Source organism: Pseudomonas sp. MOIL14HWK12:I2, from assembly GCF_000510745.1.
GTDB lineage: Bacteria > Pseudomonadota > Gammaproteobacteria > Pseudomonadales > Pseudomonadaceae > Chryseomonas > Chryseomonas oryzihabitans.
Genome location: NZ_AZOA01000015.1, coordinates 15,630 through 28,620 on the forward strand (window position 1 = coordinate 15,630; position 12,991 = coordinate 28,620).

At 67.9% G+C, this 12,991-nt stretch carries 12 protein-coding genes; 10 read left to right on the forward strand and 2 right to left on the reverse strand.

Annotated features, from left to right (window positions below):
- Positions 1-124 precede the first annotated feature (124 nt).
- Positions 125-1,336, forward strand: coding sequence for a putative DNA modification/repair radical SAM protein (locus PSK12I2_RS0113880; RefSeq protein ID WP_027598882.1), 1,212 nt, complete (start codon positions 125-127; stop codon positions 1,334-1,336).
- The gene (locus tag PSK12I2_RS0113885; RefSeq protein WP_027598883.1) at positions 1,337-2,785 is read left to right on the forward strand and encodes a UdgX family uracil-DNA binding protein; all 1,449 of its coding nucleotides are present in this window, start codon (positions 1,337-1,339) and stop codon (positions 2,783-2,785) included.
- Here PSK12I2_RS0113885 and PSK12I2_RS0113890 read toward each other — a convergent pair.
- Positions 2,782-3,924, reverse strand: coding sequence for a PilT/PilU family type 4a pilus ATPase (locus tag PSK12I2_RS0113890; RefSeq protein ID WP_007161667.1), 1,143 nt, complete (start codon positions 3,922-3,924; stop codon positions 2,782-2,784). The genes PSK12I2_RS0113885 and PSK12I2_RS0113890 overlap by 4 nt on opposite strands.
- On the reverse strand, positions 3,924-4,958 hold the full coding sequence (gene pilT, locus PSK12I2_RS0113895) for a type IV pilus twitching motility protein PilT (RefSeq protein WP_007161666.1): 1,035 nt from the start codon (positions 4,956-4,958) through the stop codon (positions 3,924-3,926). The genes PSK12I2_RS0113890 and pilT overlap by 1 nt, the downstream gene beginning before the upstream one ends.
- Before the next feature lie 126 nt (positions 4,959-5,084).
- Here pilT and PSK12I2_RS0113900 point away from each other — a divergent pair, with 126 nt between their 5' ends.
- From PSK12I2_RS0113900 to hemW, 8 genes are all read left to right on the forward strand, one after another.
- Complete coding sequence (locus PSK12I2_RS0113900; RefSeq protein WP_027598884.1) at positions 5,085-5,780, forward strand: YggS family pyridoxal phosphate-dependent enzyme; 696 nt, start codon at positions 5,085-5,087, stop codon at positions 5,778-5,780.
- Between the two features lie 9 nt (positions 5,781-5,789).
- Complete coding sequence (gene proC, locus PSK12I2_RS0113905; RefSeq protein WP_027598885.1) at positions 5,790-6,608, forward strand: pyrroline-5-carboxylate reductase; 819 nt, start codon at positions 5,790-5,792, stop codon at positions 6,606-6,608.
- Positions 6,609-6,617: 9 nt separating this feature from the next.
- Positions 6,618-7,211, forward strand: a complete 594-nt coding sequence (locus PSK12I2_RS0113910; RefSeq protein ID WP_007161663.1) for a YggT family protein — start codon at positions 6,618-6,620, stop codon at positions 7,209-7,211.
- Positions 7,212-7,328: 117 nt separating this feature from the next.
- Positions 7,329-9,287 (forward strand): dynamin family protein, encoded by a 1,959-nt coding sequence (locus PSK12I2_RS0113915; RefSeq protein WP_027598886.1) that lies wholly within the window; start codon positions 7,329-7,331, stop codon positions 9,285-9,287.
- 108 nt (positions 9,288-9,395) lie between these two features.
- Positions 9,396-10,535: a homoserine O-acetyltransferase gene (locus tag PSK12I2_RS0113920; protein ID WP_027598887.1), complete on the forward strand. Its 1,140-nt coding sequence runs from the start codon at positions 9,396-9,398 to the stop codon at positions 10,533-10,535.
- Between the two features lie 5 nt (positions 10,536-10,540).
- A complete protein-coding gene (gene metW / locus PSK12I2_RS0113925; protein WP_007161660.1) occupies positions 10,541-11,161 on the forward strand; it encodes a methionine biosynthesis protein MetW in 621 nt (206 codons plus the stop codon).
- An 83-nt stretch (positions 11,162-11,244) separates the two neighbouring features.
- The gene (gene rdgB, locus PSK12I2_RS0113930; RefSeq protein ID WP_027598888.1) at positions 11,245-11,838 is read left to right on the forward strand and encodes an RdgB/HAM1 family non-canonical purine NTP pyrophosphatase; all 594 of its coding nucleotides are present in this window, start codon (positions 11,245-11,247) and stop codon (positions 11,836-11,838) included.
- Positions 11,835-12,986: a radical SAM family heme chaperone HemW gene (gene hemW, locus PSK12I2_RS0113935; protein WP_027598889.1), complete on the forward strand. Its 1,152-nt coding sequence runs from the start codon at positions 11,835-11,837 to the stop codon at positions 12,984-12,986. Before rdgB ends, hemW begins: the two co-directional genes overlap by 4 nt.
- Positions 12,987-12,991 lie beyond the last annotated feature (5 nt).

Below are 12,991 nucleotides of genomic sequence, written 5' to 3' on the forward strand. Positions count from 1 at the left end.
CCTCGCTCCGCCGGGCACTACCGCCCGGCGGAGTGTCGCTCCACTCGGCGCCGCCCGGCGCAAAGCCATTGAACGACGCTCCGCTTCCTGGATACTGTATGCAATCACAGTCCAGGAGATCTCGATGGAGCTCGCCGACAAGCTGATCATTCTTGCCGATGCCGCCAAGTACGACGTGTCCTGCGCCAGCAGCGGCGCGCCCAAACGCAGCTCGAAGGGCAAGGACGGCCTGGGCTCGACCGATGGCATGGGCATCTGCCATAGCTTCACCCCCGATGGGCGCTGCGTGGCGCTGCTCAAGGTGCTGCTGACCAACTTCTGCCAGTACGACTGCCAGTACTGCGTCAATCGCCGCAGCAGCAACGTGCCGCGGGCGCGCTTCACGCCCGAGGAAGTGGTGCAGCTCACCCTCGACTTCTATCGACGCAATGTCATCAGCGGACTGTTCCTCAGCTCCGGCATCATCCGCTCCTCCAACTACACCATGGAGCAGATGACCCGGGTCGCCCAGCTGTTGCGCGAGCAGCACCAGTTCCGCGGATACATCCACCTCAAGACCATTCCCGACGCCGATCCCGAGATCATCGCCCAGGCGGGTCTCTATGCCGACCGCCTGTCGGTCAACATCGAGCTGCCCACCGAGAGCAGCCTGATCAAGCTGGCGCCGGAAAAGAACGGCAGCAGCATCCGCAAGACCATGGGCAACATCCGCCTGGGCCTGGAAGAAGCCGAGGCCGAAGTCAAGGCGCCGCGCTTCGCGCCAGCGGGCCAGAGCACCCAGATGATCGTGGGCGCCGATGCCACCGACGACCGCACCATCCTCGACACCGCCCAGACGCTGTACGGCGCCTATCGCCTCAAGCGGGTCTACTATTCGGCCTTCAGCCCCATCCCGGAAAGCCCGGGCACGGTGCCGCTGCAACCGCCGCCGCTGCTGCGCGAGCATCGCCTGTACCAGGCCGACTTCCTCATGCGCGGCTATGGCTTCCAGGCGGAAGAGTTGCCCACCGAAGACGGCCAGTTGCCACTGGACGTCGATCCCAAGCTGGCCTGGGCGCTGCACAATCGCGCCATCTTCCCGCTGGATCTCAATCGCGCCGACCAGGCGCTGATCGCCCGGGTACCCGGCATCGGCGTGCTCTCGGCCAAGCGGCTGGTGGAGCTCAGACGCGAGCGGCGCATCCGCTACGCCGACCTGATCCGCCTGAAATGCAGCGTGGAAAAGGCGCGCCCTTTCATCGTCACCCAGGACTATCGCCCGCAACCGCGCCTGGCCGAGTCCCTGGACCTGCGCCGGCAACTCGCCGAACCGCCCGCCCAGCTCGCCCTGCTCTAGATGCAGAGAGTCGATTTCGACGGTACCTTCGCCGGCTGGCGCAAGGAGGCGCGGCAGCTGCTGCAGGCCGGTATCCCGCCGGCCCAGGTGAGCTGGCAGGAGAGTCGCGGCCTGGGCGATCTGTTCGACGAACCGGCCGAAGTCGTGGCGCCCCCGCCCAGCGGCGCCATACGCATCCCGCCGCAACTGGCTGAAGCCCTGACCTACGCCGCCTGCTTTCGCAGCGACGATCGCTGGGCGCTGCTTTACCAGGTGCTCTGGCGCGTCGCCCGCGGCGAACGGGCAGCCATGCTGGCCGGTGACGAGGACGGCAGCGAATTGCAGCGCCGGGTCAAGGCGATCCGCCGCGAGATCCATCATGTGCATGCCTTCCTGCGTTTTCGGCCGCGCGCGGAAAGCGCCGGTCCGCCGGCCTGGGTGGCCTGGCACCAGCCGGCCCACGACGTCCTGGCCCTGGCGGCGCCGCACTTCTGCGACCGCATGGGCAACAGCAGCTGGCTGATCGCGACCCCCGAAGCCGCCGCGCTCTGGGACGGTCAGGCGCTGCAACTGGTGGAGCCCTGCCCCGCCGAGCTGCAACGCCTGGCCCGGCAGACGCCGGAAGACGACGACCGCAACGCCGGTGACGAACTCTGGCGCGCCTACTACCGCAGCACCTTCAATCCGGCGCGGGCCAATCCGCGCACCCTGAGGGGCAACATGCCGGCGCGTTTCTGGAAGGATCTGCCGGAAGGGCCGCTGATCCCGGCGCTGCTCAGCGAGGCGCGGGCCGGCGCCCAGCGCCTGGCCCAGGCCGAGGCCGTGGGTCGCCAGAGCGGTCGCGAGGTGCTGATCGCGGCAGAACGCGCCCAGCCCGAACGCCCGCTGCCCACCACCCTCGACGAGTGCCGTCGCTGCGAACTCTGGGAAAAGGCCACCCAGCCGGTGGCCGGCGAAGGCCCGCGCACCGCGCGCATCCTGCTGTTGGGCGAACAGCCCGGCGATCAGGAGGACCTGGCGGGCCGGCCCTTCGTCGGCCCGGCCGGCCAGGTGCTGATGGCGGCGCTGGCCGAAGCCGGCCTCGAGCGCAGCGAGGTGTTCCTCACCAATGCGGTCAAGCACTTCAAGTGGATTCCCCAGGGCAGGAGACGCAAGCACGTCACCCCGGGACCGGAGATCGCTCCCTGTCGCTACTGGCTGGAGCAGGAATTGCGCGACATCCAGCCGACGGTCGTGGTGGCCCTGGGCTCGACCGCCCTGGAAGCCCTGCTCAAGCGCAAGCCAAGGGGTCTGGCGCAATTCATGGGACGGCCCCTGCGACTGGACGAGCGCTGGATCATCGCCACCTATCACCCCTCCTACATCCTGCGCACCCCGGATGCCGAACAGCAGGACCAAGCGCGCCAGGCCCTGGTCGCCGCCCTGCGCGAGGCCAGGGCCCTGGCAGCCGGCAGCACAGCCGAAGGCTAGCGGAAGCGCTTGGGCGGCTCGTCGCCCATGTCCACCGAGAGGTTGCGGGTGATCTGATTGAGGTGATCGGCATCCGTTTCCGAACCCAGCTTGATCATCAGGCGCAGGTCGTTGGCGGAATCGGCGTGGGCCAGGGCGGCCTCGTAGGTGATCTCGCCATCGCGATAGAGCCCGTAGAGCGACTGGTCGAAGGTCTGCATGCCCAGCTCGCCGGACTTCTTCATCAGCGCCTTGAGTTCGTGCACCTCGCCCTTGCGAATCAGGTCGGCGACCAGCGGGGTGTTGAGCAGCACCTCGATGACCGCGCGGCGGCCCTGGCCATCGATGGTGGGCACCAGTTGCTGGGCGACGATGCCCTTGAGGTTGAGCGAGAGGTCCATCCAGGTCTGGCTGTGCCGATCGGCCGGGAAGAAGTGGATGATGCGGTCCAGCGCCTGGTTGGCGTTGTTGGCGTGCAGGGTGGCCAGGCACAGGTGGCCGGTCTCGGCGAAGGCCAGGGCGTGCTCCATGGTGTCCCGGCTGCGGATCTCGCCGATCATGATGACGTCCGGCGCCTGGCGCAGGGTGTTCTTCAGCGCCACCTCGAAGGACTCGGTATCGATGCCCACCTCACGCTGGGTGACGATGCAGCCCTGGTGCTGGTGGATGTACTCGATGGGGTCCTCGATGGAGATGATGTGCCCCGCCGAATTCTTGTTGCGGTGGCCGATCATGGCCGCCAGCGAGGTGGACTTGCCGGTGCCGGTGGCGCCGACGAAGATCACCAGGCCGCGCTTGGTCATGGCCAGCTTCTTGATGATCTCCGGCAGGCGCAGCTGCTCGACGGTGGGGATATTGACCTCGATGCGGCGCAGCACCATGCCCACCAGGTTGCGCTGGTAGAAGGCGCTGACCCGGAAGCGGCCGATGCCGCGGGCGCTGATGGCGAAGTTGCACTCGCGCTTCTGCTGGAATTCCTGCCGCTGCTCGTCGTTCATCACCCCCAGCACCAGGGCCCGGCACTGCTCGGGCGTGAGCGAGTCCTTGGTGACCGGCGTCATGCGCCCGTTGATCTTCATCGAAGGGGGCACGCCGGTGGTGATGAAGAGGTCGGACGCCCCCTTGTCCACCATCAGCTGCAGGAACCTGTCGAAATCCATCAGAAGTTCTCCGGCGTCTTGGCCTTCTCGCGGGCCGCGTCGCGGCTGATCAGGCCCTTGGCCAGGAGCGCCTTGAGGCACATGTCCAGGGTCTGCATGCCCAGGCCGCCACCGGTCTGGATCGAGGAATACATCTGCGCCACCTTGTCCTCGCGGATCAGGTTACGGATGGCCGGCGTGCCGATCATGATCTCGTGGGCCGCTACCCGGCCGCCGCCGACCTTCTTGAGCAGGGTCTGGGAAACCACCGCCTGCAGGGATTCGGACAACATGGAACGCACCATCGACTTCTCTTCCGCCGGAAAGACGTCCACCACCCGATCGATGGTCTTGGCCGCCGAGGTGGTGTGCAGGGTGCCGAACACCAGGTGCCCGGTCTCGGCCGCGGTCAGCGCCAGGCGGATGGTCTCCAGGTCACGCAGCTCGCCCACCAGGATGATGTCCGGGTCTTCGCGCAGCGCCGAGCGCAGGGCCTCGGAGAAGCCCAGGGTGTCGCGGTGCACCTCGCGCTGGTTGACCAGGCACTTCTTGGATTCGTGGACGAATTCGATGGGATCCTCGATGGTGAGGATGTGGTGGTACTTGGTGTTGTTGAGGTAGTCGAGCATGGCCGCCAGGGTGGTGGACTTGCCCGAGCCAGTCGGCCCGGTCACCAGCACCAGGCCGCGCGGGACGTCGGTGATCTTCTTGAACACCTCGCCCATGCCGAGCTCTTCCATGCTCAGCACCTTGGACGGAATGGTCCGGAACACCGCGCCGGCACCGCGATTCTGGTTGAAGGCGTTGACCCGGAAGCGCGCCACACCCGGCACCTCGAAGGAGAAGTCGGTCTCCAGGAATTCCTCGAAGTCCTTGCGCTGCTTGTCGTTCATGATGTCGTAGATCAGCGCGTGCACCTGCTTGTGCTCGAAGGCCGGCAGGTTGATGCGGCGCACGTCGCCATCGACGCGGATCATCGGCGGCAGGCCGGCGGACAGGTGCAGGTCGGAGGCGCCTTGCCGCGCGGAAAAGGCCAGCAATTCGGTGATATCCATGGGACTCCCAGATGTCGAGCAAGCAGGTAGAATGCCGCGCAGCACTGGCGGTCTGACCTGGTCACCGCCACTCACTCATCCGGTACGCCGAGGCCTGCCGGATGCGCCGACGCAAGCAGGGGCTGAATGTCCACGATAGCCGAGAATAGCGCAACCGTACTCGAACGCATCGCCGCCGCCAGCCGGACGGCAGGCCGCGATCCCGCGACTGTCGGCCTCCTGGCGGTGAGCAAGACCAAGCCCGCCGCCGCCTTGCGCGAGGCCGCCGTCGCCGGGCTGCGCGACTTTGGCGAGAACTATCTGCAGGAGGCGCTGGACAAGCAGCCGGCGCTGGCTGACCTGCCCCTGGTGTGGCATTTCATCGGTCCCATCCAGTCCAACAAGACCCGCGCCATCGCCAGCCATTTCGACTGGGTGCATTCGGTGGATCGCCTGAAGATCGCCCAGCGCCTGGCCGAGCAGCGCCCGCCCGAGCGCGGCCCACTGAACATCTGCCTGCAGGTCAACGTCAGTGGCGAAGCGAGCAAGTCAGGCTGCCACCCCGACGAGCTGCCGGCCCTGGCCGCCGCGGTCAGCCGGTTGCCCAACCTGCGCCTGCGTGGCCTGATGGCCATCCCCGAACCCACCGACGACCCGGCCAGCCAGCGCGCCGCCTTCGCCCGGCTGCGCACCCTGAGCGAAGCCCTGAACCTGGGCCTGGACACCCTGTCCATGGGCATGAGCCAGGATCTGGAAGCCGCCATCGCCGAGGGCGCCACCTGGGTCCGCGTCGGTACCGCCCTCTTTGGCGCCCGCGACTACGGCGCCGCCTCTTCAACCTAGGAAGTCTCGATGAACGACACCCGCATCGCCTTCATCGGCGCCGGCAACATGGCCGGCGCCATCATCGGCGGCCTGCTCGCCCAGGGCGTGCCGGCCCGGCAGCTGAGCGCCAGCAATCGCAATCCGGCCAAGCGCGAAGCCCTGGCCCGGGAGCACGGCATCCGCGTCGAGGCCAGCAACAGCGCCGTGCTCGCCGACGCCGACGTGGTGGTGCTGGGGGTGAAGCCCCAGGTCATGGGCGAGGTCTGCCAGGAACTGGCCCCCCATCTGCGTCCGGACCAGCTGATCGTCTCGGTCGCCGCCGGCATCACCTGCGCCAGCCTGACCCGTTGGCTGGGCCCGCGCGCGCTGGTGCGCTGCATGCCGAACGTGCCCTCGCAGCTGCGCCTGGGCGCCAGCGGCCTGTTCGCCAATGACCAGGTCAGCGCCGAGCAGCGCGCCCGTGCCCAGGAGATCCTCGCCGCGGTCGGCCTGGCCCTGTGGGTCGAGGAAGAACGGCAGCTGGACGCGGTCACCGCCGTCTCCGGCAGCGGCCCGGCCTATTTCTTCCTGCTGATGGAAGCCATGACCCAGGCCGGCACCAAGCTCGGCCTGCCGGCCGAGGTCGCCCAGCAGCTGACCCTGCACACCGCCCGCGGCGCCGCCGCCATGGCCTGCCAAGGTGACCGCAGCCCCGAACAATTGCGTCGTTCGGTGATGTCCCCCAAGGGCACCACCGAGCGCGCCATCGAAACCTTCCAAGCCGGGGCCTTCGAGGACCTGGTGGAAGAAGCCCTCACCGCCGCGGCCGACCGGGCTGCGGAACTGGCCCAGTTGCCGGATCGATAAGGAGTATCCATGTCCGCTCTCGCGCAAGCTCTCGTCTACGTCATCCAGACCCTCGGCAGTCTCTATCTGCTGATCATCCTGCTGCGCTTCATCCTGCAGCTGGTCCGGGCCGACTTCTACAATCCGCTGTCGCAATTCACCGTGCGCGCCACCCAGCCGCTGCTCAAGCCGGTGCGACGCATCATTCCCGGCTTCGGCGGCGTCGATCTGGCGGCCCTGGTGCTGGCCGTGCTGGTCCAGCTGGCGCTGATGATGGTCGTGGTGGTGCTGCTCGGCGCCAGCATCGGCGGCCTGTTCCCCGCCCTGCTGATCTGGGCCCTGCTCGGCGTGGCCTCGCTGTTCCTCAAGGTGTTCTTCTTTGCCCTGATCGTCAGCGTCATCCTCTCCTGGGTCGCGCCCCAGACCCACAATCCGGCCGCCGAACTGGTCAACCAGATCTGCGAGCCGCTGCTGGCACCCTTCCGCCGCATCCTGCCGAGCCTGGGCGGGCTGGATCTGTCGCCGATCTTCGCCTTCATCGTGATCAACCTGCTGGACCGCTTCGTCATCGGCCAGCTGGCCGCGGCCACCGGCATGCCGCAGATTCTCGCGCCCTTCCTCTGACGCACCACTCGCGCACCCGCCACGACCGCCCGCCGCGTCGTGGCGGAGGCGCCATTGACGTCCTCTGGACGCTGGGGCACCGTCCAGCCTTTGCTGTTCAGGTCAAGGAAGTCCCCTATGGAACGCCTGTTCCGCCACGTCGATGCCTATGCCGCGTGGAAAGCCGAACTCGACACCCAATTGGGCCGCTACCGCGACTGGTTGCAGCGTAATCGTCTGGCCTCCCCGGCCCTGGACGCCGCCCTGGCGACCTGCCAGAGCGAATTGCAGGCCGACGGCATCACCCTGGCCTTCGCCGGCGAGTTCTCCCGCGGCAAGACCGAACTGATCAACGCCCTCTTCTTTGCCGACTACGGCCAGCGCATGCTGCCGTCCCAGGCCGGGCGCACCACCATGTGCCCCACCGAGATCTTCTTCGACGCCGGGGCCGACGGTCCCTATCTGCAGCTGCTGCCCATCGACAGCCGCCTGGACGAACGCAGCCTGACCGCCTGGCGCAAGGCGCCCGAGGCCTGGCAGCGCTTCGCCCTGGACGACCGCCACGCGGACGCCATGGCCGCCCTGCTGGCCAAGGTCACCGAGACCCGCGAGGTGGAAACCGCCGTCGCCGTGCAACTGGGCTTCGATCCCGAGCAACTGGAACAACTCGACAGCGACGGCCTGGTCAGCATCCCGGCCTGGCGCCATGCGCTGATCAGCATCGATCATCCGCTGCTGCGCCAGGGCCTGCGCATCCTCGACACCCCCGGCCTCAACGCCCTGGGCGCCGAACCCGAGCTGACCCTGTCGCTGCTGCCCCACGCCCAGGCCGTGCTCTTTCTCATCGGTGCCGACACCGGCGTAACCGCCTCGGACCTCGCGCTCTGGGAGCAGTGCGTCAAGCCGTCCCTGGGCGATGCCCCGGAGCGACTGTTCGCGGTGATGAACAAGATCGACAGCCTCTGGGACGACCTCGGCGGCGTCGCCCATGTCGCCCAGTCGCTGGAAAACGTCCGCCAGGCCAGCGCCCGGCAACTGGCGCTACCGGCCGAGCACATCCTGCCGCTGTCGGCCAAGCAGGCCTTGCTGGGCAAGGTCCGCGGCGATCTGGAACTGCTCGCGCGCAGCCAGCTGGACAGCCTCGAACAGTTGCTCGCCGAACGCATCGTCGGCGCCCGCGAGCGCCTGCTGCAGCAGCGCATCGTGCAGCAGGCCAGTGGTCTGCTGGGTGCCAGCCGGACCCTGATCGAGCAGCGCCTGGAAGCCATTCGCGCCCAGTACGCGCAACTGGCCGACGAGGAATTGCCCGGTGCCGGCCTGGAATTGCAGACCGCGCGCACCCGCCAGGAATACGACCTCTATCACCGCCGCCTGCTGGATCTGCGCACCACCCAGAACATGCTGGCCGGGCAGCGCAAGCTGCTGACCGACCTGGTCGCGCCGGAACGCCTGGACGCCCATCTGGACACCGCGCGCCGGGAATTCCGCACCAGCCTGACCACCGTCGGCATCAACCAGTCCATCGCCCGCTTCTTCCGTGTGGTCGAGCATGACCTGCTGGCCCTGGACAACGAGGCCGACCGGGCCAACAAGGTGCTCGGCGCGGTCTACCAGCGGCACAATGTGGAGAATCCGCTGCACCCCCTGGAAGCGCCGCGGCTGCGCATCCGCCCCTATGTCCGCGAGCTGCGCCAGCTGCAACTCAAGACCGAGGAGGTCCAGCGCCAGGTCAAGACCCTGCTCACCGAGCAGAGCGCCCTGGCCCGCCGCTTCTTCGCCACCGTGGCCCAGGAGGTCCAGGCCCTGCAGGAAGGCGCCCATGCCCAGGTGCTGCGCTGGAACGACGGCGCCCTGACCCCGCTGGTGCAGCACACCCGCGAGCAGAAGCAGCTGCTGGAAACCAGCATGCTGGCGCTCAAGCAGCTCACCCAGCAGAACCTCAACAGCCAGGAACAGGTGCGGCGCCTGCAGGTGCACGAGGACGTCCTGCACCGGCAGCTCAGCGAGGTCAGCGACATGCTCAAGCAGATCAGCCGGCCGGCCCCTTCCCAGCGCCACGACAACGTGGTCACCCTGCCGCTGGCGCGGGTCGGCTAGCCCCATCCGCCACCCGAGGCGCGGCCCCTGACCGACGCGCCACGGCTGCCCTTGCCGCTCCTGGCGACGCTCTTTAGACTGGCGAGCCCCGCCCCGGACGAGCCGTCAATGCCCAGCGTCATTCCCGAAGATTCCGTCGGCCTGGTCACCCCCGAGCTGCTGCACTTCAACGAGCCCCTGGCCCTGGCCTGTGGCCGCACCCTGCCGGCCTACGACCTGATGGTCGAGACCTATGGCGAACTCAACGCCAGCCGCAGCAACGCCGTGCTGATCTGCCACGCGCTCTCCGGCCATCACCACGCGGCCGGCTATCACAGCCTGGACGACCGCAAGCCGGGCTGGTGGGACAGCTGCATCGGTCCGGGCAAGCCCATCGACACCCGCAAGTTCTTTGTCGTCGCCCTCAACAACCTCGGCGGCTGCAACGGCTCCACCGGTCCCAGCAGTCCCAATCCCGACACCGGCCGCGCCTATGGCGCGGACTTCCCGGTGCTGACCGTGGAAGACTGGGTCAACAGCCAGGCGCGGCTGGCCGATCGCCTGGGCATCGCGCAGTGGGCGGCGGTGATCGGCGGCAGCCTGGGTGGCATGCAGGCGCTGCAGTGGACCATCAGCTATCCCGAGCGCATCCGCCACTGCCTGGCCATCGCCTCGGCACCCAAGCTGTCGGCGGAAAATATCGCCTTCAACGAGGTGGCGCGCCAGGCCATCCTCTCGGACCCGGACTTCCATGCCGGGCACTTCCAGGAAAAGGGCGTGATCCCCAAGCGCGGCCTGATGCTGGCGCGCATGGTCGGCCACATCACCTACCTGTCCGATGAGGCCATGGGCGAGAAATTCGGTCGCGAACTCAAGACCGATCAGCTCAACTACGACTTCCACAGCGTCGAATTCCAGGTGGAGAGCTACCTGCGCTACCAAGGCGAGGAATTCTCCGGCCGCTTCGACGCCAACACCTACCTGCTGATGACCAAGGCGCTGGACTACTTCGATCCGGCCCACGCCCATGGCGGCGACCTGGCCAAGACCCTGACCGGGGTGCAGGCGCGCTTCCTGATCGTCTCCTTCACCACCGACTGGCGCTTCTCGCCGGCGCGCTCCAAGGAGATCGTCAACGCCCTGATGGCCGCGCGCAAGGACGTCAGCTACCTGGAGGTCGACGCCCCCCAGGGTCACGACGCCTTCCTCATCCCCATCCCGCGCTATCTGCAGGCCTTCTCCCACTACATGACCCGCATCGAGGTATAGCTGCCGTGCGCGCCGATCTGGACATCATTCAGGAATGGATCCCCGCCGGCAGCCGGGTCCTCGACCTCGGTTGCGGCACCGGCGAGTTGCTCGCCTGGCTGCGCGATCACAAGCAGGTCACCGGCTACGGCCTGGAGATCGACCCGGACAAGATCGCCGAATGCCTGCTCAAGGACGTCAACGTCATCGAGCAGGATCTCGACGGCGGCCTGGCCAACTTCGCCAGCGACAGTTTCGACGTGGTGGTCATGACCCAGTCGCTGCAGGCCATGCAGTACCCCGATCGCATCCTCCAGGAGATGCTCAGGGTCGGTCGCCAGTGCATCATCACCTTTCCCAACTTCGGTCACTGGCGCTGCCGGCTGTACCTGGGCGGCCGGGGGCGGATGCCGGTCTCCGACTTCCTGCCCTACACCTGGTACAACACGCCGAACATCCACTTCTGCACCTTCGAGGACTTCGAGCGCCTCTGCCGCGAACAGCGCGCCCAGGTGCTGGATCGCCTCGCCGTGGACCGCCTGCACCGCCACGGCTGGGCCAGCAAGCTGTGGCCCAACCTGCTCGGCGAGATCGGCATCTACCGGGTCAGCGCGCCGCGCCTGCAGGAGCATCGCGTCGCGATATGACGTAAGGCACGGGGGGCGCATCCAGCCCGGGCACGGCTTCGCGTACAATACGCCGCCCTTCTCAACGCGACGCGGAGTCTCCCATGTCCGACCTTACCGAACTGGTGCTCGCCAGCCACAACGCCGGCAAGCTCAAGGAACTCCAGGCCATGCTCGGCGACCGGGTGCGGGTGCGCTCGGTGGGTGAATTCAGCCAGGTGGAGCCCGAGGAAACCGGGCTGTCCTTTGTCGAGAACGCCATCCTCAAGGCACGCAACGCGGCGCGGCTGTCCGGTCTGCCGGCCCTGGCCGACGATTCGGGCCTGGCGGTGGACGCCCTCGGCGGCGCCCCCGGCATCTATTCCGCGCGCTACGCCGACGGCCAGGGCGATGCCGCCAACAACGCCAAGCTGCTCGAGGCCTTGAAAGCGGTACCCGACGCCGAACGCACCGGCCAATTCGTCTGCGTGCTGGCGCTGGTGCGTCACGCCGACGATCCGCTGCCGATCCTCTGCGAAGGCCTCTGGCCCGGGCGCATCCTGCATGCCGCCCAGGGCGAGCATGGCTTCGGCTACGATCCGCTGTTCCAGCCCGATGGCGAAGCGGTCTCCGCAGCCGAACTGGCGCCGGCGGAAAAGAACCAGCGCAGCCATCGCGCCCGCGCCATGGCCCAGCTCAAGCAACGGCTCGGCCTGTGACCCAGGTGTTCGCCCTGCCGCCACTGGCGCTCTACGTCCACATCCCCTGGTGCGTGCGCAAGTGCCCCTATTGCGACTTCAACTCCCACGCGGCCGGTCCGACCCTGCCGGAAGCGGAGTACGTCGACGCCTTGCTGGCGGATCTGGACAGGGACCTGGTGCACGTCCATGGCCGCCCGCTGACCTCGATCTTCTTTGGCGGCGGCACGCCCAGTCTGTTTTCCGCCGAGGCCCTGGGGCACCTGCTGGACGGCGTGGCCCGGCGCCTGAGCTTCGCGCCGGACATCGAGATCACCCTGGAAGCCAACCCCGGCACCTTCGAGCAGGCCAAGTTCGTCGCCTATCGCGGCCTGGGCATCAATCGGCTGTCGATCGGCATCCAGAGTTTCCAGGACGCCAAGCTCAAGGCCCTGGGGCGTATCCACGGGCGCGAGGAAGCCATCCGCGCCGCCGACCGGGCGCGCGCCGCCGGTTTCGACAACTTCAACCTGGACCTCATGCACGGCCTGCCCGAGCAAAGCGTGGCCGATGCCCTCGGTGATCTGGAGCAGGCCATCGCCCTGGCGCCCACGCACCTGTCCTGGTACCAGCTGACCATGGAGCCCAACACGGTGTTCTGGAGCCAGCCGCCGGAGCTGCCCGAAGACGACACCCTCTGGGACATCCAGGAAGCCGGCCAGGCGCGGCTGGCGGCCGCCGGCTACGGGCAATACGAGACCTCCGCCTATGCCCAGCCCGGGCGCCAGGCGCGGCACAATCTCAACTACTGGGGCTTCGGCGACTTCCTCGGCATCGGTGCCGGCGCCCACGCCAAGCTCAGCGCCCCGGACGGTACCCTGCTGCGCACCTGGAAGACCCGCCTGCCCAAGGACTACCTGGATCCGGCCAAGGCCTTCCAGGCCGGCGCGAAAGCTCTGGAACCGGCCGATCTGCCCTTCGATTTCATGATGAACGCCCTGCGCCTGGTCGACGGGGTGCCCGCCGCCTGGTATCCGCAGCGGACCGGTCAGTCGCTGGACAGCCTGGCGCCGGCGCTGGCCGCGGCGCGCCGCGCCGGCCTGCTGGCCGAGGACGAAGAGCGCCTGCGCCCCACCGCCCGCGGCCAGCTGTTCCTGAACGACCTCTTGCAATCCTTTCTACCTGACTGACGAGG